The organism is Enterobacter sp. TMH.L2 (assembly GCF_050847315.1).
Taxonomy (GTDB): Bacteria; Pseudomonadota; Gammaproteobacteria; order Enterobacterales; family Enterobacteriaceae; genus Cedecea.
Map to the genome: position 1 here is coordinate 4,504,362 of NZ_CP193791.1, position 23,422 is coordinate 4,527,783.

Here is a 23,422-nt window from a genome sequence, read left to right on the forward strand (position 1 = left end):
AACAGCGTGGTAGTATAGCGAGCGTAATCAACATGACTCAAGGCACTATCATGGCAAAAACCGCAGCAGCACTGCATATCCTTGTAAAGGAAGAAAAACTGGCTCTGGACCTTCTGGAGCAGCTTAAAAACGGTGGCGACTTCGAAAAACTGGCGAAGAAGCACTCTACCTGCCCATCCGGCAAAAAAGGCGGCCATTTAGGTGAATTCCGTCAGGGGCAGATGGTTCCTGCGTTCGATAAAGTGGTCTTTTCCTGCCCGCTGCTGGAGCCTTACGGCCCGCTGCACACTCAGTTCGGCTACCACATCATCAAGGTGTTGTACCGTAACTAAGCCAAAGGCCGGGATATCCGGCCTTTTCTTTACTTTGTCGACTGCAGCGTCTGCTGGGCTTCATGCTTCAGCAAGTGCGTGCCGACCGCCATCTGGAATACTTTAAAAATAATGCCGTTCACGAAAGTGGTCAGCGTGAGGGTAATAAACGCCGTCATAATCCAGTCGATCACCGGCATCCCGCTGTGCAGCAAATAGGGACGGTAAATCAGCATTCCGGCAAACACGACCCAGTGGCTAAGGCAGTAGAAACATTGAAAGAGATGGCCCAGCATCGCATGCTTTTTCGCCGTCCAGCCGCGTAACCCTGCAAACAGTTCAGTTTGCGTTATCGTCATCGAAATACTGGCGGCGGCCAGGGCGATCATCAGACAAACTGGCAGATCCGTGGTTAAGGTTGAAATCATTCCTCATGCCCCTTTTCATTGAAATAGCTAATAAATTCGCTCCCGATATCTTGTAATGTCAGGCTTTTAAACCGCGCCAGTACCAGCTCTTCAGCCGCGGTAAACGTCTCGGACATCACTCGATTGACACCCTGCTCCACCAGGCATTGCGGGTTTTCATTGCGGTTACCTAGCGCAAACAGACCCGGCGATCCCAGCGCCAGATAAATATCCAGCAGCGTCACTTCGCTAGCCGGGCGGCAGAGTCTCCAGCCGCCGTGGTGACCTTTGGTTGAGCAGACGATGTTGTTCTCGCGCAGACCGGCGAGCACTTTACGAATAAACGCCGGATTGCCGTCGATAAAGGCGGCCATTTGTTCCGATGTGAGCGGTTTGTCCATCTGCTCCAGGTGAAGCAGGATGTGCAATGTTGCTGAGAAGGAGTTATTTATTTTCATGTAACTTACAATATTACATAAAAAGAGAGACGGCAAGATAACAGGCACAAAAAAAGGCGCCGAAGCGCCTTTTTCATTTCAAAAACACATTAGCCAGCAACAGCGATGCGTTTCATATCGGTCATGTAGCCACGCAGTTTTTGACCCACTTTTTCGATTTCGTGGCTGCGAATGGCTTCATTGACGTCACGAAGTTGAGCGTTGTCTACCGCAGCGGCTGGGATCTCTTTACCCAGATCGCCCGGCTGCAGCGTGGTCATGAACTCTTTCAGCAGCGGTACGGCCGCGTAGGAGAACAGGTAGTTACCGTACTCAGCGGTATCAGAAATAACCACGTTCATTTCGTACAGGCGCTTACGAGCAATGGTGTTAGCAATCAGCGGCAGCTCGTGCAGGGACTCATAGTATGCCGACTCTTCGATGATGCCAGCGTCAACCATGGTTTCGAAGGCCAGCTCAACGCCTGCTTTCACCATGGCAATCATTACCACGCCTTTGTCGAAGTATTCCTGCTCGGAAATCTTACCTTCAAACTGCGGTGCAGTTTCGAAAGCAGTCTGGCCGGTCTCTTCACGCCAGGTATGCAGTTTCTTATCGTCGTTAGCCCAGTCAGCCATCATGCCGGAGGAGAACTCACCGGAGATGATGTCATCCATGTGTTTCTGGAACAGCGGAGCCATAATGGTTTTCAGTTGCTCGGACAGCGCGTTGGCGCGGATTTTTGCCGGGTTGGACAGACGGTCCATCATCAGCGTGATCCCGCCCTGCTTCAGCGCTTCGGTGATGGTTTCCCAGCCGAACTGAATCAGTTTTTCTGCATATGCAGCATCAGTACCTTCAGCCACCAGCTTGTCGAAGCACAGCAGAGAACCGGCCTGCAGCATACCGCACAGGATAGTTTGCTCGCCCATCAGGTCAGATTTCACTTCCGCAACGAAGGAAGACTCCAGCACGCCCGCACGGTGGCCACCGGTGGCCGCAGCCCAGGCTTTGGCAATCGCCATACCTTCGCCTTTCGGATCGTTTTCAGGGTGAACTGCGATCAGCGTTGGCACACCAAAACCACGTTTGTATTCTTCGCGCACTTCGGTGCCCGGGCACTTAGGTGCTACCATCACCACGGTGATGTCTTTACGAATGGTTTCGCCGACTTCAACCACGTTGAAACCGTGGGAGTAACCCAGCGCCGCGCCGTCTTTCATCATCGGCTGTACGGCCTGAACAACGGAAGAGTGCTGTTTGTCTGGCGTCAGGTTAACAACCAGATCCGCCTGTGGGATCAGCTCTTCATAAGTACCCACTTTGAAGCCATTTTCGGTCGCTTTACGCCAGGATGCACGTTTCTCGGCGATAGCTTCCGCACGCAGGGCATAGGAAACATCCAGTCCGGAGTCGCGCATGTTCAGACCCTGGTTAAGACCCTGAGCACCGCAGCCGACGATGACGACTTTTTTACCTTTGAGGTAGCTTGCTTCATCGGCGAATTCATCGCGCCCCATGAAGCGACATTTACCCAACTGCGCTAACTGCTGACGCAGGTTCAAAGTGTTGAAATAATTAGCCATCGTAGAACTCCGTATGTGTCGTGTTGTGCTTATTGTAAGGGCTCTGCAGCCGTGTCGTGCTGCCTAGAATGAACCCACTATATGACAGGAAATGCGTTGCTTAAATTGATATATTAACAACATCGCGTTGCAATTATTGCAATGCAAAAACGAGGCTTGATGACCATGGATTTACGCGATCTGAAAACCTTTCTGCACCTGGCTGAAAGCCGCCATTTTGGGCGTAGCGCGCGCGCCATGCACGTCAGTCCCTCCACGCTTTCGCGCCAGATCCAGCGTCTGGAGGACGACCTCGGGCAACCTCTGTTTTTGCGTGATAACCGCACCGTGACGCTGACTGAAGCCGGCGAGCAATTACGGCTGTTTGCCCAGCACACGCTGCTGCAATATCAGCAGATGCGCCACACGCTTGGCCAGCAAGGTCCTTCCCTGAGCGGAGAGCTGCATCTGTTTTGCTCGGTGACCGCCGCATACAGCCATTTGCCGCCCATTCTGGACCGCTTCCGGGCTGAACATCCTTCCGTTGAAATTAAGCTGACCACCGGCGACGCCGGGGATGCGGTAGAAAAAGTCGACTCCAACGAAGCCGATCTCGCCATTGCCGGAAAACCAGAGTCCCTTCCGCCTGGCGTGGCTTTCTCAATGCTGGAAAATTTATCCGTGGCCTTGATCGCCCCCGCCTTGCCTTGCCCTGTCAGGGCGCAGGTAAGCCAACCGGAGCCAGACTGGGCCAAAATTCCGTTTATCATGCCCGAGCAAGGGCCCGTTCGGCGCCGTATAGAACTGTGGTTCCGCCGCCAGAAAATCAGTAACCCGGTAATCTACGCTACCGTCGCCGGCCACGAAGCCATGGTGTCAATGGTGGCGCTGGGATGTGGCGTCGCGCTGATCCCGGAAATCGTGCTGGAAAACAGCCCGGAACCGGTGCGCAACCGCGTGCTGGTTCTGGAACGTAACGATGAGAAAGCGCCGTTTGAACTGGGCGTTTGCGTACAAAAAAAGCGGCTCAATGAGCCGCTTATCAGCGCCTTCTGGAAGCTTTTACCCGGCAGCCATTAACCGGCCAGGAAGAAGCGGAACGCCGGGTTCTGGGTTTCGTCGTGACATTCGTAACCCAGTTCGTTGAGCCGGGTTTCGAAGTCCGGCTCATTTTCACCCAACTCAAACGCCGCCAGAACTCGCCCGTAGTCGGTGCCGTGGCTGCGGTAGTGGAACAGAGAAATGTTCCAGTGCGTTCCCAGCGTGCTCAGGAACTTCAGCAGCGCCCCCGGCGATTCCGGGAATTCAAAGCTGTACAAGCGTTCGCGCAGCGGCTTCGAAGGTCGGCCGCCCACCATGTAGCGAACGTGCAGCTTCGCCATTTCGTCGTCAGAGAGGTCGACCACACCGTAGCCGCCTTCGCTGAGCTGAGCGATGATCTCTTTACGCTCTTCCAGCCCGCGGGTCAGTCGCACCCCAACAAAAATGCAGGCATCGTCAGAGCTAGCGTAACGGTAGTTGAACTCGGTGACCGAGCGACCGCCCAGCAGCTGGCAAAACTTCAGGAAACTGCCTTTTTGCTCTGGAATAGTGACCGCCAGCAATGCTTCTCGCTGCTCGCCCAGTTCACAGCGCTCCGAGACATAGCGTAGCCCGTGAAAATTCACGTTTGCGCCAGACAGCACATGCGCCAGGCGTTCGCCACGAATGTTGTGCTGCTGGATGTACTTTTTCATCCCCGCCAGCGCCAGCGCGCCGGAAGGCTCGGCGACAGCACGCACATCCTCGAACAAATCCTTCATCGCCGCGCAGATGGCATCGCTGTCCACGGTGATGATGTCGTCCAGGTATTCCTGGCACACGCGGAAGGTTTCGTCGCCGATGCGCTTAACAGCAACACCTTCGGCAAACAGCCCTACGCGCGGCAGCTCAACCGGATGCCCGGCATCCAGCGCCGCCTTGAGACAGGCAGAATCTTCGGCTTCAACCGCAATCACTTTGATCTGCGGCATCAGTTGCTTGATCAAAACCGCTACGCCAGCCGCCAGGCCACCGCCGCCAACCGGCACGAATACGCGATCGATGTGCGCATCCTGCTGCAGCAATTCCAGCGCAACCGTACCCTGCCCGGCGATGACTGCCGGGTGATCAAACGGAGGCACGTAGGTGAAACCTTGCTGCTGAGAAAGTTCGATGGCTTTGGCTTTTGCCTCATCGAAATTCGCGCCATGCAGCAACACTTCGCCTCCGAAGGCCCGCACAGCATCGACTTTGATATCCGCAGTAGCCACAGGCATAACGATCAGCGACTTAATACCCAATCGAGTGGACGAAAGCGCGACGCCCTGAGCGTGATTTCCCGCAGAAGCGGTGATCACGCCACTGGCTTTTTGCTCGCTGTTCAGGCCAGCAATCATCGAATAAGCCCCGCGCAGCTTGAAGCTATGCACAGGCTGGCGGTCTTCACGCTTAACCAGAATGACGTTATCAAGGCGCGACGAAAGCTTTTCCATTTTCTGCAGCGGCGTTACCTGCACGACTTCGTAAACCGGCGCGCGCAATACCGCGCGCAGATACTCTGCTCCGCCGGGGGCATCGGGTAGCGGTTGTGACTCAGCCATAATTAGCCTCCAAGCTTGCTTTTATCACGCACGGCGCCTTTATCCGCACTGGTGGCGAGGCTGGCGTAGGCGCGCAGGGCGAAGGAAACCTGGCGCTCACGATTGCGAGGAGTCCATGCCGCTTCACCGCGAGCTTCCTGCGCTTCACGACGTGCAGCCATTTCCTGATCGGTGAGCTGCAGCTGAATACCGCGATTAGGGATATCAATGGCAATCATGTCGCCGTCTTCAATCAGGGCGATATTGCCGCCGCTCGCGGCTTCAGGAGAAACGTGGCCGATCGACAGACCCGAGGTCCCGCCGGAGAAACGGCCGTCGGTGACCAGCGCGCAGGCTTTACCCAGTCCCATAGATTTCAGGAAGGTGGTTGGGTAGAGCATTTCCTGCATGCCTGGCCCGCCCTTTGGCCCTTCGTAGCGAATAACAACCACGTCACCTGCAACGACTTTACCGCCGAGGATGGCTTCTACCGCATCGTCCTGGCTTTCATAAACTTTGGCCGGACCGCGGAATACCAGGCTGCCTTCATCCACGCCAGCGGTTTTAACAATACAGCCGTTTTCCGCGAAGTTGCCGTACAGAACGGCCAGGCCGCCATCTTTGCTGTAGGCATTTTCCAGTGAGCGAATGCAACCGTTAGCGCGATCGTCATCCAGCGTGTCCCAGCGGCAGCTCTGCGAGAAAGCCTGGGTAGTACGAATGCCCGCCGGACCCGCGCGGAACATGGTTTTCACCGCCTCGTCTTTGGTCAGCATGACATCGTATTGTTCCAGCGTCTGCGGCAGGGAAAGGCCAAGCACGTTTTTCACTTCGCGGTTCAACAATCCGGCGCGATCCAGCTCGCCGAGGATCCCGAGTACGCCACCGGCACGGTGCACGTCTTCCATATGGTATTTCTGGGTGCTTGGTGCGACTTTACACAGCTGTGGAACCTTACGGGACAGCTGGTCAATGTCGGTCATGGTGAAGTCGATTTCAGCTTCTTGCGCGGCAGCCAGCAGGTGCAGAACGGTGTTAGTGGAGCCGCCCATGGCGATATCCAGCGTCATGGCGTTTTCGAACGCCTCTTTGCTGGCGATGCTGCGCGGGAGCGCGGTGGCATCATCCTGCTCGTAATAGCGCTTGGTCAGTTCAACAATGCGTTTACCCGCGTTCAGGAACAGCTCTTTGCGGTCAGCGTGCGTCGCCAGCAGTGAACCGTTACCCGGCTGAGACAGACCTAGCGCCTCGGTCAGGCAGTTCATGGAGTTGGCAGTGAACATACCTGAACAAGAGCCGCACGTTGGACACGCGGAGCGTTCAACCTGCTCGCTTTGCTCGTCAGAAACTTTCGGGTCCGCACCCTGAATCATCGCATCGACCAGATCCAGCTTGATGATCTGGTCGGAAAGTTTAGTTTTCCCGGCTTCCATCGGGCCGCCGGAGACGAAGATCACCGGAATGTTCAGGCGCAGCGAGGCCATCAGCATCCCTGGGGTGATTTTGTCGCAGTTGGAGATACAAACCATGGCATCGGCGCAGTGGGCGTTCACCATGTACTCAACCGAGTCGGCAATCAGCTCGCGGGACGGCAGGGAATAGAGCATACCGCCATGCCCCATCGCGATACCGTCATCCACCGCAATGGTGTTGAACTCTTTCGCTACGCCGCCGGAGGCTTCGATTTGCTCGGCAACCAGTTTACCCAGGTCGCGCAGGTGAACGTGGCCCGGTACGAATTGGGTAAAGGAGTTGACGACCGCAATGATCGGTTTGCCAAAATCGGCGTCGGTCATCCCCGTTGCGCGCCACAGCGCGCGGGCACCCGCCATATTGCGGCCGTGGGTTGTAGTGGCGGAACGATACTTAGGCATGCTTTATTTACTCCAGTCTGTCGGGTAGCAGGCGGTCAGTTGCCGCCCGCCTGATTATATTTTTGTTTAAAACTTACGGGTTTACCTGATCTAACCAGCCCCACTTGTCTTCGGTTTCGCCGGTGAACAGGCCAAAGAATGCCTGTTGAATACGTTTGGTGACCGGGCCACAGCGGCCTTCGCCCACCTGAATGCGGTCTACGCTGCGCACCGGGGTGATTTCGGCGGCGGTACCGGACATAAAGACTTCGTCGGCCAGGTACAGAGACTCGCGCGACAGCACCTGCTCACGGACTTCAATGCCCAGGTCTTTTGCCAGCTTGATGATTGCATCGCGGGTAATCCCCGGCAGCGCTGAAGAGGTAAATGGCGGGGTGTAGATCACGCCGTCTTTCACTTCGAACAGGTTTTCACCCGCGCCCTCAGACAGGAAGCCGTTAACATCGAGCGCAATCCCTTCCTGATAGCCGTGGCGGCGTGCTTCGCTGCCGACCAGCAGAGAAGAAAGGTAGTTACCGCCCGCTTTGGCCGCGGTAGGAATGGTGTTTGGTGCCGCACGATTCCAGGAAGAGACCATTGCATCAATCCCCTGATCCAGCGCTTCAGCGCCCAGATAAGCGCCCCACGGGAAAGCCGCAATGATCACGTCGGTGGTATACCCTTCCGGCGGATTAACGCCCATACCTACGTCGCCAACAAAGACCAGAGGGCGAATGTAAGCGCTGGTGAGATTATTTTTACGGATAACCGCACGGCAGGCTTCCATCAGCTCATCCACGCTTTGCGATACCGGGAAGCGATAGATTTTTGCTGAGTCACGCAAGCGCTGCATGTGTTCACGATGACGGAACACCACTGGCCCTTTGTGCGAGTCGTAGCAACGGATGCCTTCGAAGACCGAAGTACCGTAGTGCAGCGCGTGGGACATTACGTGAACTTTCGCTTCTCCCCACGGAGTCATCTCGCCATTGAACCAGATGTAATCAGCTTTCTTGGTCGTCATTGTTCTCTTCCTTTTACGCTCAGGCGCGGATTTGTTGTGATGTTTGTGGCTGGATTTCAACGCAGGCAACGTCAACCAGCTTGCTTAATTGAGTAAACAGTAATTCGACTGGCCGCAGGCTAGCAACGGTCAATTCAATATTAATATTGTCGGTATTCCCCGCCGCGGCCATATTCATCGCGCAGATCTGGAATCCACGATGGCGCACTACGCGTAAAACACGTTCTAACGTTTCCGGGCGGAAGCGAGCCTGCACTGCGAGCTGATGTTGCATCATGATAATTTCTCCAGCATTTGCGAGTTACTGGCACCGGGCGGTACCAACGGCCAGACGTTTTCGTACTCATCGATCGAGACGTGAAGCATGTACGGGCCGTCGCTGTTCAGCAGGGCGTCTAACGCGGCTTCTACCTGGTCTTTACGGGTGATGTGCTGACCTGGAATGCCAAAGGCGCTGGCCAGCGTGAGGAAATCAGGGTTGTCGGTCAGGGTGGTTTCACTGTAGCGCTCTTCAAAAAACAGCTGCTGCCACTGTCTCACCATGCCCAGGCGTTGGTTATCGAGCAGCAGGATTTTGACCGGCAACTGTTTGCGCTTGATGGTGCCTAACTCCTGAACGTTCATCATGAAAGAGCCATCGCCGGAGACGCAAATAACCGTATCTTCCGGCCTTGCAACCTGAGCACCAACGGCGGCGGGTAAACCAAAGCCCATCGTGCCAAGCCCGCTGGAAGTGATGAAGTTCTCCGGGCGGGTGAAGGTCATGTGCTGTGCGGTCCACATCTGATGCTGGCCTACGTCGGTGGTCACAACGGCTTCTGCTGATTTGCGCTCGGAGAGCTGCTTCAGCAGCAAGGGGGCATAGATAGCCTGACCCGGATGGTCGTAGCGCCACTGGTGTTCTTCGTTCAGGGCGGCGACATGCTGCTGCCAGGAGGCAATGTGCAACGGCTGTTGCAAGGCCGGTAAAAGCTGATTCAGCGGCCCCTGCAACGCGACATGCGCCTGGCGCAGCTTGCTCAGCTCCGCAGGATCGATATCCATGTGGATAACTTTGGCGTGCGGAGCAAAGGTATTCAGCTTCCCGGTGACGCGGTCATCGAAACGGGCTCCAACGGCCAACAGCAGATCGCATTCCTGAACGGCGAGGTTCGCCGCCTTGGTGCCGTGCATTCCCAACATACCGGTATAAAACGCATGGTCGGCCGGGACTGCACCCAGCCCTTTCAGAGTGACTGTGGAAGGCATACCCGTGACGGAAATAAACTCACGGAGCGCTGGAACCGCCTGCGCCATCCCAACGCCGCCGCCAACGTAAAGCATCGGCTTTTTGGCCTGAGCGAGCATTTCACGGGCCTGCTGCAATTCAGCCAACGGTAGGTGAGCATCATCTTCAACGCCAGATAACCAGGCCTCAGGCTCACCAATAGCCAACTGAATATCTTTTGGAATATCGACCAGAACGGGGCCTGGACGGCCAGAATTAGCAATCTCAAATGCCTCGGCAAGGACACGCGGCAATTCATCAAGGGATTCGACGAGGAAACTGTGTTTGGTGCAGGCAAGCGACAGGCCGAGGACGTCAACTTCCTGGAAAGCGTCAGTCCCGATCAAAGGTGCAGCCACTTGGCCGGTGATGGCAACCACAGGAACAGAATCTAAAAGTGCGTCAGCAAGGCCAGTTAACAGATTTGTCGCACCGGGGCCAGAAGTGGCAATACACACACCGGTTTTGCCCGTTGAGCGGGCAAAACCAATAGCTGCCATGGCTGCACCTTGCTCATGGCGACACAGTAGATGTTCCACACCACCGTCGTACAACGCATCGTACACCGGCATAATCGCGCCGCCAGGATAACCGAAAACTGTTTCAACACCCTGCGCTCGCAACGCATGTACTACCCACTGTGCACCATTCATAGTTAGTTCCCCGTCTCATTACCGGAGAAACAGCATTTTATTCTGCAACACATACTCTGTTCCTCGCTTCACATTCTTCAGTCAACAAAAAACCCCCGGACCTTTCGGTGCGGGGGTTCTTTTCGATTCAGGCTTGATTTTTAAGCCTTTCTTTCTCCAAGTGCAGCCCCGCACGGTGGGATAATAATCACCACCACGCTAATCACGACCAGGCTAATCACTCGTAGAAGGGCTGTCATTTTCTGTATGTTCTAACGTCTAGTTCGAAGTAATGCCTACAGAGTTATCACAGAGTTGACGTAAAGCACAATATTTTTTTATGACGAAAAGATCGCCGTTGAAATTAATTAGCATAAAAACTATTTAATTTCAGTGCATAACGAGAAAGTGAAAATAATTCATAAAACTGGTCTGCTGAGGATATTTTCTGCGTAATACCAGTAAAAAGTTATTGTTCTGCGATCGGCTTCGCAGCCAGAGCTGTAAAAAAGAAAGCGGATAAAAAAGTCAGGGAGGTACTTCCCGGTGCATAAAACGAACAATATTTAATCTTTTATTGGCGCGGCAGAATGAAGTTTTTCACGGAGGAAAAATGTCACTGTCGGTTGTCTATACCAGAGCAGCACTCGGCGTTCACGCCCCACAGGTTACGGTTGAAGTGCATATCAGTGCTGGTTTACCAGGGCTTACGCTTGTCGGCCTGCCTGAAACTACCGTGAGAGAAGCCCGGGATCGAGTCAGAAGCGCATTGATCAATAGCGGCTACACATTTCCAGCGCGTAAAATCACTATTAACCTTGCTCCGGCAGATCTTCCTAAAGAAGGTGGCAGATACGATTTGCCGATTGCTCTGGCGCTGCTGGTTGCCTCTGAGCAGCTAAATACGCCCAAGCTGGCCAAGCTTGAGTTTATCGGCGAGCTTGCGCTGACCGGGGAGCTACGTGGGGTTTCTGGGGCCATATCATCCGCTATGGAGGCTTTGAATGCGGGGCGAGAAGTCGTGGTTGCCGCAGAAAATGAAGAAGAAGTAGCCCTGATCGCTAAACCGGGCTGCTTTGTGGCCACGCATCTGACCGAGGTATGCGCCTGGCTGGAAGGAAAACACGACCTCCGCACCCCGGTTAGCCCTGCGCTGTGGCAAGCTGATAGCCTGGAAGACATGAACGAGATTATTGGGCAAAGTCAGGGAAAACGAGCGCTGGAAATTGCGGCGGCTGGCGGGCATAACCTCTTACTGATAGGCCCACCAGGAACGGGTAAAACCATGCTGGCGAGCCGGCTCAATACGCTCCTTCCTCCTTTGAACGATGTTGAAGCATTACAGAGCGCAGCCATTCTGAGCCTGGTACAATCTTCGCATCTTCATCGCCATTGGCGTCAGCGTCCGTTCAGGGCTCCCCATCACAGTGCCTCGTTAACTTCCGTCGTGGGCGGCGGGGCTATCCCGCAGCCAGGAGAAATTTCGTTAGCGCACAACGGCGTGTTATTTCTGGATGAATTACCTGAGTTTGAGCGCCGCGTACTGGACTCGCTTAGGGAACCTATTGAATCAGGTGAGATTCATATCTCTCGCACCCGGGCAAAAATCACCTACCCCGCGGATTTTCAGCTTATCGCGGCGATGAATCCCAGTCCTACAGGGCATTATGAAGGCAAACATAACCGTGCCACGCCCCAGCAGACTTTACGCTATATGAATCGACTCTCGGGCCCTTTTCTCGACCGCTTCGACCTCTCAGTGGATATCCCGCTTCTCCCGGCAGGAATGCTGAGTAAAACGAACCATCAGGAAGAAAAAAGCGAGAGAATAAGGGAAAGGGTAATAGAGACACGCGACAGGCAACTCTCCCGGCAGAACAAGCTGAATGCCCGACTCAGCAATCATGAGATCCGCGAACACTGTGAACTTGTGCCGAATGATGCAGTTTGGCTGGAGGAAACATTACTCAAACTGGGCCTGTCGGTCAGGGCATGGCAACGTCTTCTGAAAGTCTCTCGTACCATCGCGGATATCGAGCATTGCGAGAGTATTACTCGGGCACATCTCCAGGAAGCACTGAGCTATCGAACTATTGATCGGTTGCTCCTGCATTTGCACAGACTGGCAGAATAAAAAACGGGGCTTTCGCCCCATTTTTTAATCATCACTATCGCTGTAGTCTTCAACCGTATCCATCTGCGGTTTACCGCCAGACAGGGTATGAAAACGTTTTGGACGCTTAATACGCGACATGTACTTGCTCCAGACACGTTCCGCTTCAGTAGCAGGCTCGCGCACACCACGGCATACGGCAACAAACTGCACTTCTTCTTCAGTGCCTGGTTCGCGCTTACCGAGATCCAGCTCATTGAACGCAAAACCATGACGTTCTAACAGCTGTGCCTCTTTGATGGTGAAATCACCATGACGAGCAAACCCACGTGGATAATGTTTATTGTCGAAAAACCGATTAGTCGTCGTAAAGCTTTCCGCCATCCTACACGCTCCTGATTTTCTTGGTCGAGCTATTTATGGCGCGGAGTATTAGTTACGCTTGACAGAGTGTAAAACAAAACATTTAAATCATAACGACAAATTATTTTTTGGAGTAAGCCGTGGACACCGAATTACTTAAAACCTTCCTGGAAGTTAGCAGAACACGGCACTTTGGTCGCGCTGCAGAAGCACTTTATTTGACGCAGTCTGCGGTAAGCTTTCGCATCCGACAGCTCGAAAATCAGCTTGGTGTAAACCTTTTTACCCGCCACCGCAATAACATACGGCTGACAACTGCCGGGGAGCGCCTGTTGCCCTACGCAGAAAACCTGATGAATACGTGGTTAGCAGCGAAAAAAGAGGTATCACATACTTCTCAGCATAATCAGCTCACGCTTGGTGCCAGCGCATCGCTTTGGGAATGTATGCTTTCTGAATGGCTCATTGCGCTTTATCAACAGCATAATGGCCTGCAGTTCGAAGCACGAATTGCACAACGTCAGTCACTCGTTAAACAGCTTCATGAGCGCCAGCTGGATTTATTGCTCACAACTGAAGCGCCAAAAATGGACGAATTTGCCAGCCAGTTGCTAGGTTACTTCAGCATGGGGCTTTATGGTCCTGCCGCGGAAAGCCGTAAAGCTTCACTCAACTATTTACGCATCGAGTGGGGTGCGGATTTTCACCAGCATGAGGCCGAGCTCATTGGAAGTGATGATATTCCGGTATTAACTACCAGTTCAGCAAAAATAGCCTGCAAGCTGATCTCTGAACTTAACGGTTGCACCTTCCTGCCGATTGAGTGGGCAAAAGAACAGCCCGGGATCTGGCCTGTCCCCGAAAGCACAACGCTTTCCAGACCATTGTATGCTGTCTGGTTACAAAACACGGACAAACAGAGTGTTATCAAAGAATTATTGAAGACACCATTAAAGGCGCAGTAATGCGCTTTTAATAGCTAAGAATATAAAGGAGAGGAATTTTGGACAAAAAAAATCCTTTGCCTAAGCAAAGGATTATATATGGCAGGGGCGGAGAGACTCGAACTCGCGACACCCGGTTTTGGAGACCGGTGCTCTACCAACTGAGCTACGCCCCTAAATTTTCCTACTATTAAGCCTGCTTAAAGAGCAGGCTTAATTTTAATAAGTGGCGGAACGGACGGGACTCGAACCCGCGACCCCCTGCGTGACAGGCAGGTATTCTAACCGACTGAACTACCGCTCCACCGAATTTTTCTACAACCACCGGTTTATTGCCCCGGTTTACTGCTTAATTTGATGCCTGGCAGTTCCCTACTCTCGCATGGGGAGACCCCACACTACCATCGGCGCTACGGCGTTTCACTTCTGAGTTCGGCATGGGGTCAGGTGGGACCACCGCGCTACGGCCGCCAGGCAAATTCTGTTACTCACCGTCATTCTTATGACCATGAGCTTTAATCCTGAACTAAGCTGAAAATCTTTCGTCTCTAAAACACCTTCGGTGTTGTAAGGTTAAGCCTCACGGATCATTAGTACTGGTTAGCTCAACGTATCGCTACGCTTACACACCCAGCCTATCAACGTCGTAGTCTTCAACGTTCCTTCAGGACCCTTAAAGGGTCAGGGAGAACTCATCTCGGGGCAAGTTTCGCGCTTAGATGCTTTCAGCGCTTATCTTTTCCGCATTTAGCTACCGGGCAATGCCATTGGCATGACAACCCGAACACCAGTGATGCGTCCACTCCGGTCCTCTCGTACTAGGAGCAGCCCCCCTCAATTCTCCAGCGCCCACGGCAGATAGGGACCGAACTGTCTCACGACGTTCTAAACCCAGCTCGCGTACCACTTTAAATGGCGAACAGCCATACCCTTGGGACCTACTTCAGCCCCAGGATGTGATGAGCCGACATCGAGGTGCCAAACACCGCCGTCGATATGAACTCTTGGGCGGTATCAGCCTGTTATCCCCGGAGTACCTTTTATCCGTTGAGCGATGGCCCTTCCATTCAGAACCACCGGATCACTAAGACCTGCTTTCGCACCTGCTCGAGCCGTCACTCTCGCAGTCAAGCTAGCTTATGCCTTTGCACTAACCTCACGATGTCCGACCGTGATTAGCTAACCTTCGTGCTCCTCCGTTACGCTTTAGGAGGAGACCGCCCCAGTCAAACTACCCACCAGACACTGTCCGCAACCCGGATCACGGGTCTACGTTAGAACATCAAACATTAAAGGGTGGTATTTCAAGGTTGGCTCCACGCAGACTGGCGTCCACGCTTCAAAGCCTCCCACCTATCCTACACATCAAGGCTCAATGTTCAGTGTCAAGCTATAGTAAAGGTTCACGGGGTCTTTCCGTCTTGCCGCGGGTACACTGCATCTTCACAGCGATTTCAATTTCACTGAGTCTCGGGTGGAGACAGCCTGGCCATCATTACGCCATTCGTGCAGGTCGGAACTTACCCGACAAGGAATTTCGCTACCTTAGGACCGTTATAGTTACGGCCGCCGTTTACCGGGGCTTCGATCAAGAGCTTCTCCTTGCGGATAACCCCATCAATTAACCTTCCGGCACCGGGCAGGCGTCACACCGTATACGTCCACTTTCGTGTTTGCACAGTGCTGTGTTTTTAATAAACAGTTGCAGCCAGCTGGTATCTTCGACTGCCTTCAGCTCCACCCGCGAGGGGCTTCACCTGATGACAGCGTGCCTTCTCCCGAAGTTACGGCACCATTTTGCCTAGTTCCTTCACCCGAGTTCTCTCAAGCGCCTTGGTATTCTCTACCTGACCACCTGTGTCGGTTTGGGGTACGATTCAATGTTACCTGATGCTTAGAGGCTTTTCCTGGAAGCAGGGCATTTGTTACTTCAGCACCGTAGTGCCTCGTCATCACACCTCAGCGTTTGATAAGCGTCCGGATTTACCTAAACGCTCCGCCTACATGCTTAAACCGGGACAACCGTCGCCCGGCTAACATAGCCTTCTCCGTCCCCCCTTCGCAGTAACACCGAGTACAGGAATATTAACCTGTTTCCCATCGACTACGCCTTTCGGCCTCGCCTTAGGGGTCGACTCACCCTGCCCCGATTAACGTTGGACAGGAACCCTTGGTCTTCCGGCGAGCGGGCTTTTCACCCGCTTTATCGTTACTTATGTCAGCATTCGCACTTCTGATACCTCCAGCAAACCTCACAGTTCACCTTCGACGGCTTACAGAACGCTCCCCTACCCAACAACACATAGTGTCGCTGCCGCAGCTTCGGTGCATGGTTTAGCCCCGTTACATCTTCCGCGCAGGCCGACTCGACCAGTGAGCTATTACGCTTTCTTTAAATGATGGCTGCTTCTAAGCCAACATCCTGGCTGTCTGTGCCTTCCCACATCGTTTCCCACTTAACCATGACTTTGGGACCTTAGCTGGCGGTCTGGGTTGTTTCCCTCTTCACGACGGACGTTAGCACCCGCCGTGTGTCTCCCGTGATAACATTCTTCGGTATTCGTAGTTTGCATCGGGTTGGTAAGCCGGGATGGCCCCCTAGCCGAAACAGTGCTCTACCCCCGAAGATGAGTTCACGAGGCGCTACCTAAATAGCTTTCGGGGAGAACCAGCTATCTCCCGGTTTGATTGGCCTTTCACCCCCAGCCACAAGTCATCCGCTAATTTTTCAACATTAGTCGGTTCGGTCCTCCAGTTAGTGTTACCCAACCTTCAACCTGCCCATGGCTAGATCACCGGGTTTCGGGTCTATACCCTGCAACTTAACGCCCAGTTAAGACTCGGTTTCCCTGCGGCTCCCCTATACGGTTAACCTTGCTACAGAATATAAGTCGCTGACCCATTATACAAAAGGTACGCAGTCACCCCATAAAGAGGCTCCCACTGCTTGTACGTACACGGTTTCAGGTTCTTTTTCACTCCCCTCGCCGGGGTTCTTTTCGCCTTTCCCTCACGGTACTGGTTCACTATCGGTCAGTCAGGAGTATTTAGCCTTGGAGGATGGTCCCCCCATATTCAGACAGGATACCACGTGTCCCGCCCTACTCTTCGAACTCACAGTATGTGCATTTTAGTGTACGGGAGTATCACCCTGTACCCTGCGACTTTCCAGACGCTTCCACTAACACACAAACTGATTCAGGTTCTGGGCTGCTCCCCGTTCGCTCGCCGCTACTGGGGGAATCTCGGTTGATTTCTTTTCCTCGGGGTACTTAGATGTTTCAGTTCCCCCGGTTCGCTTCATTACGCTATGTATTCACGTAATGATAGTGTGACGGATCACACTGGGTTTCCCCATTCGGAAATCGCCGGCTATAACGGTTCATATCACCTTACCGACGCTTATCGCAGATTAGCACGTCCTTCATCGCCTCTGACTGCCAGGGCATCCACCGTGTACGCTTAGTCGCTTAACCTCACAACCCGAAGGTGTCTCGTAAGACACAATCGCTGTTGTGAAAATTTGAGAGACTCGAACATGTCTTAACCTCATTCTTTATTACGGAAGAATAAGACGACATGTCGTTTCAATTTTCAGCTTGTTCCGGATTGTTAAAGAGCAAATATCTCAAACATGACTCTTTCAAGTCAGCTTTGAGATAGTTCGGCACGCAACTTTCACTTACATACCAGCAAGTGGCGTCCCCTAGGGGATTCGAACCCCTGTTACCGCCGTGAAAGGGCGGTGTCCTGGGCCTCTAGACGAAGGGGACACTGAAGTCTCAATCGCAAGACGCCTTGCTTCTCTACATCTATCAGACAATCTGTGTGAGCACTACGCGGGTTGTATCTATTAGGTAAGGAGGTGATCCAACCGCAGGTTCCCCTACGGTTACCTTGTTACGACTTCACCCCAGTCATGAATCACAAAGTGGTAAGCGCCCTCCCGAAGGTTAAGCTACCTACTTCTTTTGCAACCCACTCCCATGGTGTGACGGGCGGTGTGTACAAGGCCCGGGAACGTATTCACCGTAGCATTCTGATCTACGATTACTAGCGATTCCGACTTCATGGAGTCGAGTTGCAGACTCCAATCCGGACTACGACGCACTTTATGAGGTCCGCTTGCTCTCGCGAGGTCGCTTCTCTTTGTATGCGCCATTGTAGCACGTGTGTAGCCCTACTCGTAAGGGCCATGATGACTTGACGTCATCCCCACCTTCCTCCAGTTTATCACTGGCAGTCTCCTTTGAGTTCCCGGCCGAACCGCTGGCAACAAAGGATAAGGGTTGCGCTCGTTGCGGGACTTAACCCAACATTTCACAACACGAGCTGACGACAGCCATGCAGCACCTGTCTCAGAGTTCCCGAAGGCACCAATCCATCTCTGGAAAGTTCTCTGGATGTCAAGAGTAGGTAAGGTTCTTCGCGTTGCATCGAATTAAACCACATGCTCCACCGCTTGTGCGGGCCCCCGTCAATTCATTTGAGTTTTAACCTTGCGGCCGTACTCCCCAGGCGGTCGACTTAACGCGTTAGCTCCGGAAGCCACGCCTCAAGGGCACAACCTCCAAGTCGACATCGTTTACGGCGTGGACTACCAGGGTATCTAATCCTGTTTGCTCCCCACGCTTTCGCACCTGAGCGTCAGTCTTTGTCCAGGGGGCCGCCTTCGCCACCGGTATTCCTCCAGATCTCTACGCATTTCACCGCTACACCTGGAATTCTACCCCCCTCTACAAGACTCAAGCTTGCCAGTTTCGAATGCAGTTCCCAGGTTGAGCCCGGGGATTTCACATCCGACTTAACAAACCGCCTGCGTGCGCTTTACGCCCAGTAATTCCGATTAACGCTTGCACCCTCCGTATTACCGCGGCTGCTGGCACGGAGTTAGCCGGTGCTTCTTCTGCGAGTAACGTCAATCACTAAGGTTATTAACCTTAATGCCTTCCTCCTCGCTGAAAGTACTTTACAACCCGAAGGCCTTCTTCATACACGCGGCATGGCTGCATCAGGCTTGCGCCCATTGTGCAATATTCCCCACTGCTGCCTCCCGTAGGAGTCTGGACCGTGTCTCAGTTCCAGTGTGGCTGGTCATCCTCTCAGACCAGCTAGGGATCGTCGCCTAGGTGAGCCATTACCCCACCTACTAGCTAATCCCATCTGGGTTCATCTGATGGCAAGAGGCCCGAAGGTCCCCCTCTTTGGTCTTGCGACGTTATGCGGTATTAGCTACCGTTTCCAGTAGTTATCCCCCTCCATCAGGCAGATCCCCAGACATTACTCACCCGTCCGCCGCTCGTCACCCAGGAGCAAGCTCCCCGTGTTACCGCTCGACTTGCATGTGTTAGGCCTGCCGCCAGCGTTCAATCTGAGCCATGATCAAACTCTTCAATTTAAAAGTGTTTGATGCTCAAAGAATTAAAACTGTTTATAAAATCAGTAGTCACTCTTCAAGACTTGATATTTGTTTGCATCCGAAGATGCTGAGATATCAATCCTGCGAGTGCCCACACAGATTGTCTGATAAATTGTTAAAGAGCAGTGAGTCAGTCGCTTTCGCTTGCTAACTCGAGGTGGCGTATAATACGCTTTCCTCTTTCAGAGTCAAGCGTTTATTTTCGCTTTCGTCTGACTGACTACCGGGTTGTGAAGCCGCTTTCGAAGCCGCTTCGCCGTGTCAGTGGAGGCGCATTATAGGGAGTTCTCAGAGCCTGACAACCCCTAATTTGAAAAAAACTTTCAAGCGTCGTTTTTTTACTCAAAATGGCACTAAAGTGCCAGTTTTTCGAGCCTTTCAAAGCCGTAACGTTGTAAAACGGGCATTAATTGCGCAGTTTCAGGCGTGAATGCCATACAATAGGCAATATTCGGATCTGCAGACGCCGCTTCAGGCGCTTCATGTTCCAGTAACCAAACGGTACGCCTTGCAATCGCGGCACCGGAATCGATCAGCCTCGTCCCCTCAGGTAACACTTCCAACAGTTCTTCCTGTAATAAAGGGAAATGCGTGCAGCCTAATACAACGGTATCCGGCGGCTCCGACATCCGTAACCACGGCCGCAGGATTTTACGCAGCTCGTCCAGCGGTACAGGCTCACCATGAAGCTTCGCCTCCGCCAGCTCCACCAGTTCGGCAGACCCCAGCATCTCAATTTTGCATTCGGTAGCAAATCGGGAGATAAGCTCGTGGGTATAAGGACGCTTGACCGTGCCGCGTGTTGCCAACAGACCCACAACCCCATTTGTCGTCAAACGCGCAGCCGGTTTAATCGCAGGCACAACGCCAACAACAGGGAAGTCGAACTTTTCGCGTAAAGCAGGGAGGGAAACAGTGCTTGCGGTATTACAGGCAATAACAGCGAGGGCTAAAGGATAATGCTGCTGGACAGCAGTCACTATTGAGACCACCCGGTCGACGATAAACTCTTCGCTCTTTTCGCCGTATGGAAACGCCATGTTATCGAAGGCGTAGATGTAATGAAGATCCGGCAGAAGCTGCCGAATCTCATTGTAGACGGACAGCCCACCAACGCCGGAGTCAAAAACCAGCACGGTGGGATGTGCATCAGAAGGTGTAGCTGCCAGACAAGGTGTATTCCCGTCCTGCAGTATGGTAGCCATAAACCGTCTCGTAATCTTTATCGAACAGGTTAGCTATTTTACCACGAACTGTAAGATGTGAGGTGACCGGATAAGACAAACCAACATCCCACAGGCTAACCCCACCCATTTTTACATCACGTCCATTATCAAAGTCGTTATCGTAGCGCTGCCCAATGTACTGGTAAGCGACATTCCATCCTAAATCGTAGACTTGTCCAGTGACTTCATATTTCACCTGCTGCTTCGCCCGGCGGTAGAGGACTTTATTCGTTTCATCATCTCGTGGATCTACATATTGCAATGTAAGGTGGTGATCGATCGGACCTGTCGTCACATTACCCGTCCACTCCACTCCTTTAATCGTCGCCGCCTTAACATTGTAATAAGCATTATTGTTGAAGCTGATGAGGTTTTGAATCTCATAGCGATACGCAGAAAGACGCCAGTCAACTGGGCCGCTCAGTCCTTCTAGTCCTGCTTCCCACTGCTTTGACTCTTCCGGCTTCAGGTTAGGGTTAGAGGCAATACCAAAACGTTCAGCGCCAAATTGCTCTCCAAGCGACGGAGCCAGGAAACCCGTGCCGTAGGACAACGTCGCGCGGTAGCCATCAACAAATTCCCATCCAGCGGCCGTTTGCCAGGTACCGTGCCAACCAAACTGCTGGTCATGGTCTTCACGCCCGGAAGCTTCCAGCGTCACACTGTCTATTTGCTGCTGCCCGGTGAGATACAGCCCAGTGGTATCACGCTTGTAGACATCGGTGCTGGTTGTACCGCTTGATTGAAGCTTCTCTTGCTTCCAGTCAACACCGCCGCTAACGGCCCCGTGGCCAACGGCAATATTGTTGCCCCACTGAATATAGCGCTGTTCCGTATTATCCAGCGTTGAGCCTGGCGCATAGCGTCCATTCAGACTGCTGTAGTTGTAATCTTTGATGCGCTGATAGTTAGCCACCAGTTGAGAAGAATAGTCGCCAGAGTTGAAATGCAGACCGGTATCCCATGATTGGGTATCATTCTGGTGTTCATCATTACCACCAGCATAGCCCCAGGATCCTTGATCGTAATCGGCATTCGCCGAGTAACCATAGCTGCGGAAAAAACCGGAGAAATTATCGTTAAACTTGTGCTGAATACCGCCCCAGAACAATGAATTTCTATATCCATCGCGATCTCTGTCACCGCTATATGGAGAGTTAGGCTGAATATTAAAGCCCTTTGTTGTTTGGTATGCCCCCGCGGCAGTCACCACCGTATCACCGAAGCGATGATTAAAGGTGCCATCGTACTGTTGATAACCATGCGTTCCCACGTCCGCATTGACCTGAGAACGTTCGTTATCCGTCATCGTAATAATGTTAACTACGCCGCCAATTGCACCGGAACCATACACTGCAGAGCGTGGCCCGCGAATATATTCGATGCGCTGCACCAATGAGACGGGGATCTGACCGATATCTATTGTATTGACGATACCAGAGCGTGGCACCGGGATACCATCAATCAGAACCATCACATGACGAGCCTCTGTACCACGGATAAACAACGAGGAACTTTGACCAAGGCCGCCGTTCTGAGCAATATCCACGCCCGGCAATCTTCGCATCACGTCGTTTAAATCTTTTGACTGCCAGCGATCGATATCTTCACGCGTAACCACCGACGTCGGCGCCAGAACGCTATTCACCGGCTGCTGAAAACGATTCGCAGTCACTACCAGGGTATTGCCAGTGTTGCTGTCCTGCGCCCAAACTGAAAAAGCCGTTGCGGACAGAGCCGTCAACAGCGAAACCTTCTTTATCATCATTTATATAAGCACCCGCTTTCGACCAGGATGCCGCAGATATGGCAAATAGCACGCGATAGCCATATCACTTGCGACGTCGTTCCGGCAGGTCTTCGGGCTTGGGGGCTTAATTAAGATGAGGACTTCCCGCTTATATAAGAAAGCAGTGTCTGCATAATGCGTTCATCTTGCCGTTCCTTACCGCTGCGCGTCAGCCCCAGAATCACACTGGGTTCCCTTTTAACTCTCAGGAGGCCGGAAAAGCCATGCTACCGTTAGGCTTATACGGATGTCCAGACTTCCGGCTGAACTTCTTAACGCGATCGGGCTGGACATCCCGGGTCGAATCCCTACAATCGCCGCGTAGTTTGTATTCATTGACCGACTGGATGGCTAGCCATGACCCCTGAACACCTCCCGACAGATCAGTACGACGCGCAACTGGCGGAAAAAGTCACTCGCCTCGAAGGCATGATGGCGCCTTTTGCCGCACCGGCCCCGGAGGTATTCCGCTCACCGGTAAGTCACTACCGCATGCGAGCTGAGTTCCGCATCTGGCATGAAGGTGATGACCTGTATCACATCATGTTCGATCAGCAGACTAAAAGCCGTATCCGGGTCAACAGCTTCCCGGCGGCCAGCGAGCTGATTAACGCCCTGATGCCAGCTATGCTGGATGGCGTCCGCGATATTCCAGCCCTGCGCCACAAGCTGTTCCAGATTGACTACCTGACTACCCTGAGCAATCAGGCCGTGGTGTCTTTGCTCTACCACCGCAAGCTGGATGATGAATGGCAGCAGCATGCCGAGGCGCTGCGCGACAGCCTGCGCGCCCGCGGCTTTAACGTGCATTTGATTGGCCGTGCAACAAAAACCAAGATTGAGCTGGACCAGGATTTTATCGACGAACGCCTGCCGGTTGCCGGTAAAGAGATGATTTACCGCCAGGTTGAGAACAGCTTCACTCAGCCAAACGCGGCCATGAATATTCAGATGCTAGAATGGGCGCTGAGCGCGACAGAAAATTCAAGCGGCGACCTGCTGGAACTCTACTGCGGGAACGGCAACTTCTCGCTGGCTCTGGCCCGCAACTTCGACCGTGTGCTGGCGACCGAAATCGCTAAACCGTCCGTGGCTGCGGCGCAGTACAACATCGCAGCCAACAATATTGATAACGTGCAGATTATCCGCATGGCGGCGGAAGAGTTTACCCAGGCGATGAACGGCGTAAGGGAGTTTAACCGCCTGCAGGGAATCGATCTCAAAAGCTATCAGTGCGAAACCATTTTTGTCGATCCGCCGCGCAGCGGCCTGGATGCTGACACGGTAAAAATGGTGCAGGCCTACCCGCACATCCTTTATATCTCCTGCAATCCACAGACGCTGTGCGAGAACCTGGAAACATTATCCCAGACTCACAGCATCACCCGTCTGGCGCTGTTTGATCAGTTCCCGTACACGCATCACATGGAATGCGGCGTACTGCTCACGCGCAAATAGAAAAAGGACGCCTC

17 protein-coding genes, 3 tRNA genes, 3 rRNA genes and 1 riboswitch are annotated in these 23,422 nt (G+C 53.2%); of the genes, 5 read left to right on the forward strand and 18 right to left on the reverse strand.

What is annotated here, in order from left to right; genetic code table 11:
- The first annotated feature begins 50 nt into the window (after positions 1-50).
- Complete coding sequence (gene ppiC / locus ACREYP_RS21580) at positions 51-332, forward strand: peptidylprolyl isomerase PpiC (protein ID WP_008455569.1); 282 nt, start codon at positions 51-53, stop codon at positions 330-332.
- A 29-nt stretch (positions 333-361) separates the two neighbouring features.
- On the opposite strand, the gene ACREYP_RS21585 is transcribed toward ppiC, so the two are convergent.
- From ACREYP_RS21585 to ilvC, 3 genes are all read right to left on the reverse strand, one after another.
- Complete coding sequence (locus tag ACREYP_RS21585) at positions 362-739, reverse strand: hypothetical protein (protein WP_008455572.1); 378 nt, start codon at positions 737-739, stop codon at positions 362-364.
- The gene (locus ACREYP_RS21590; protein WP_034807977.1) at positions 736-1,176 is read right to left on the reverse strand and encodes an Rrf2 family transcriptional regulator; all 441 of its coding nucleotides are present in this window, start codon (positions 1,174-1,176) and stop codon (positions 736-738) included. Before ACREYP_RS21590 ends, ACREYP_RS21585 begins: the two co-directional genes overlap by 4 nt.
- 89 nt (positions 1,177-1,265) lie before the next feature.
- Positions 1,266-2,741 carry a ketol-acid reductoisomerase gene (ilvC, locus tag ACREYP_RS21595; RefSeq protein ID WP_008455576.1) on the reverse strand — a complete coding sequence of 492 codons (1,476 nt, stop codon included), beginning with the start codon at positions 2,739-2,741 and terminating at the stop codon, positions 1,266-1,268.
- Positions 2,742-2,906: 165 nt separating this feature from the next.
- On the opposite strand from ilvC, the gene ilvY reads away from it, so the two are divergent.
- Entirely contained in the window at positions 2,907-3,800 is an 894-nt protein-coding gene (ilvY, locus tag ACREYP_RS21600) for an HTH-type transcriptional activator IlvY (protein WP_336819560.1), read from the forward strand.
- Here ilvY and ilvA read toward each other — a convergent pair.
- The 6 genes from ilvA to ilvL all read right to left on the reverse strand — a co-directional run bounded on the left by ilvA (position 3,797) and on the right by ilvL (position 10,356).
- Positions 3,797-5,341, reverse strand: a complete 1,545-nt coding sequence (ilvA, locus tag ACREYP_RS21605; RefSeq protein ID WP_008455579.1) for a threonine ammonia-lyase, biosynthetic — start codon at positions 5,339-5,341, stop codon at positions 3,797-3,799. The two genes, ilvY and ilvA, sit on opposite strands and share 4 nt — an antisense overlap.
- 2 nt (positions 5,342-5,343) lie before the next feature.
- Positions 5,344-7,194: a dihydroxy-acid dehydratase gene (ilvD, locus tag ACREYP_RS21610; protein WP_166879578.1), complete on the reverse strand. Its 1,851-nt coding sequence runs from the start codon at positions 7,192-7,194 to the stop codon at positions 5,344-5,346.
- Between the two features lie 73 nt (positions 7,195-7,267).
- Positions 7,268-8,197 carry a branched-chain amino acid transaminase gene (locus tag ACREYP_RS21615; protein WP_039289201.1) on the reverse strand — a complete coding sequence of 310 codons (930 nt, stop codon included), beginning with the start codon at positions 8,195-8,197 and terminating at the stop codon, positions 7,268-7,270.
- A 19-nt stretch (positions 8,198-8,216) separates the two neighbouring features.
- Entirely contained in the window at positions 8,217-8,474 is a 258-nt protein-coding gene (gene ilvM, locus ACREYP_RS21620; protein WP_008455586.1) for an acetolactate synthase 2 small subunit, read from the reverse strand.
- Positions 8,471-10,117: an acetolactate synthase 2 catalytic subunit gene (ilvG, locus tag ACREYP_RS21625; RefSeq protein WP_336819538.1), complete on the reverse strand. Its 1,647-nt coding sequence runs from the start codon at positions 10,115-10,117 to the stop codon at positions 8,471-8,473. Before ilvG ends, ilvM begins: the two co-directional genes overlap by 4 nt.
- Positions 10,118-10,257: 140 nt before the next feature.
- Positions 10,258-10,356: an ilv operon leader peptide gene (gene ilvL, locus ACREYP_RS21630; protein ID WP_071530467.1), complete on the reverse strand. Its 99-nt coding sequence runs from the start codon at positions 10,354-10,356 to the stop codon at positions 10,258-10,260.
- A 353-nt stretch (positions 10,357-10,709) separates the two neighbouring features.
- On the opposite strand from ilvL, the gene ACREYP_RS21635 reads away from it, so the two are divergent.
- Entirely contained in the window at positions 10,710-12,230 is a 1,521-nt protein-coding gene (locus ACREYP_RS21635) for a YifB family Mg chelatase-like AAA ATPase (protein ID WP_008455589.1), read from the forward strand.
- A 24-nt stretch (positions 12,231-12,254) separates the two neighbouring features.
- Here the strand turns inward: ACREYP_RS21635 and ACREYP_RS21640 are convergent, their stop codons facing one another.
- Positions 12,255-12,593: a MaoP family protein gene (locus ACREYP_RS21640; protein WP_008455591.1), complete on the reverse strand. Its 339-nt coding sequence runs from the start codon at positions 12,591-12,593 to the stop codon at positions 12,255-12,257.
- A 119-nt stretch (positions 12,594-12,712) separates the two neighbouring features.
- Between ACREYP_RS21640 and hdfR the strand changes: the two genes are divergently transcribed.
- Positions 12,713-13,537 carry an HTH-type transcriptional regulator HdfR gene (gene hdfR, locus ACREYP_RS21645; RefSeq protein ID WP_008455597.1) on the forward strand — a complete coding sequence of 275 codons (825 nt, stop codon included), beginning with the start codon at positions 12,713-12,715 and terminating at the stop codon, positions 13,535-13,537.
- A 79-nt stretch (positions 13,538-13,616) separates the two neighbouring features.
- Here hdfR and ACREYP_RS21650 read toward each other — a convergent pair.
- From ACREYP_RS21650 to btuB, 8 genes are all read right to left on the reverse strand, one after another.
- Positions 13,617-13,692, reverse strand: a tRNA-Trp gene (locus tag ACREYP_RS21650).
- A 51-nt stretch (positions 13,693-13,743) separates the two neighbouring features.
- A tRNA-Asp gene (locus ACREYP_RS21655) sits at positions 13,744-13,820 on the reverse strand.
- 55 nt (positions 13,821-13,875) lie between these two features.
- Positions 13,876-13,991, reverse strand: a 5S ribosomal RNA gene (gene rrf / locus ACREYP_RS21660).
- A 94-nt stretch (positions 13,992-14,085) separates the two neighbouring features.
- A 23S ribosomal RNA gene (locus ACREYP_RS21665) occupies positions 14,086-16,992 on the reverse strand.
- Between the two features lie 221 nt (positions 16,993-17,213).
- Positions 17,214-17,289 (reverse strand) — tRNA-Glu (locus tag ACREYP_RS21670).
- Positions 17,290-17,374: 85 nt separating this feature from the next.
- Positions 17,375-18,914, reverse strand: a 16S ribosomal RNA gene (locus ACREYP_RS21675).
- Together the 16S, 23S and 5S rRNA genes with 3 tRNA genes alongside form the textbook arrangement of a ribosomal RNA operon.
- Before the next feature lie 374 nt (positions 18,915-19,288).
- Entirely contained in the window at positions 19,289-20,140 is an 852-nt protein-coding gene (gene murI, locus ACREYP_RS21680; protein ID WP_336819360.1) for a glutamate racemase, read from the reverse strand.
- Positions 20,085-21,926 (reverse strand): TonB-dependent vitamin B12 receptor BtuB, encoded by a 1,842-nt coding sequence (btuB, locus tag ACREYP_RS21685; protein WP_498881409.1) that lies wholly within the window; start codon positions 21,924-21,926, stop codon positions 20,085-20,087. The genes murI and btuB overlap by 56 nt, the downstream gene beginning before the upstream one ends.
- A 69-nt stretch (positions 21,927-21,995) precedes the next feature.
- A riboswitch (cobalamin riboswitch) is annotated at positions 21,996-22,183 on the reverse strand.
- Positions 22,184-22,307: 124 nt separating this feature from the next.
- Between btuB and trmA the strand changes: the two genes are divergently transcribed.
- Positions 22,308-23,408, forward strand: coding sequence for a tRNA (uridine(54)-C5)-methyltransferase TrmA (gene trmA, locus ACREYP_RS21690; RefSeq protein WP_008457579.1), 1,101 nt, complete (start codon positions 22,308-22,310; stop codon positions 23,406-23,408).
- The last annotated feature ends 14 nt before the right edge of the window (positions 23,409-23,422 follow it).

Coding starts and splice junctions, on each gene's coding strand:
- ACREYP_RS21590 (WP_034807977.1), bottom strand. CDS start 1,176: ATGAAAATAAATAACTCCTTCTCAGCAACATTGCACATCCTGCTTCAC.
- trmA (WP_008457579.1), top strand. CDS start 22,308: ATGACCCCTGAACACCTCCCGACAGATCAGTACGACGCGCAACTGGCG.
- ilvM (WP_008455586.1), bottom strand. CDS start 8,474: ATGATGCAACATCAGCTCGCAGTGCAGGCTCGCTTCCGCCCGGAAACG.
- ilvL (WP_071530467.1), bottom strand. CDS start 10,356: ATGACAGCCCTTCTACGAGTGATTAGCCTGGTCGTGATTAGCGTGGTG.
- ACREYP_RS21585 (WP_008455572.1), bottom strand. CDS start 739: ATGATTTCAACCTTAACCACGGATCTGCCAGTTTGTCTGATGATCGCC.
- ilvA (WP_008455579.1), bottom strand. CDS start 5,341: ATGGCTGAGTCACAACCGCTACCCGATGCCCCCGGCGGAGCAGAGTAT.
- ppiC (WP_008455569.1), top strand. CDS start 51: ATGGCAAAAACCGCAGCAGCACTGCATATCCTTGTAAAGGAAGAAAAA.
- ilvY (WP_336819560.1), top strand. CDS start 2,907: ATGGATTTACGCGATCTGAAAACCTTTCTGCACCTGGCTGAAAGCCGC.
- murI (WP_336819360.1), bottom strand. CDS start 20,140: ATGGCTACCATACTGCAGGACGGGAATACACCTTGTCTGGCAGCTACA.
- ACREYP_RS21615 (WP_039289201.1), bottom strand. CDS start 8,197: ATGACGACCAAGAAAGCTGATTACATCTGGTTCAATGGCGAGATGACT.
- ilvD (WP_166879578.1), bottom strand. CDS start 7,194: ATGCCTAAGTATCGTTCCGCCACTACAACCCACGGCCGCAATATGGCG.
- ACREYP_RS21635 (WP_008455589.1), top strand. CDS start 10,710: ATGTCACTGTCGGTTGTCTATACCAGAGCAGCACTCGGCGTTCACGCC.
- ilvC (WP_008455576.1), bottom strand. CDS start 2,741: ATGGCTAATTATTTCAACACTTTGAACCTGCGTCAGCAGTTAGCGCAG.
- ilvG (WP_336819538.1), bottom strand. CDS start 10,117: ATGAATGGTGCACAGTGGGTAGTACATGCGTTGCGAGCGCAGGGTGTT.
- ACREYP_RS21640 (WP_008455591.1), bottom strand. CDS start 12,593: ATGGCGGAAAGCTTTACGACGACTAATCGGTTTTTCGACAATAAACAT.
- btuB (WP_498881409.1), bottom strand. CDS start 21,926: ATGATAAAGAAGGTTTCGCTGTTGACGGCTCTGTCCGCAACGGCTTTT.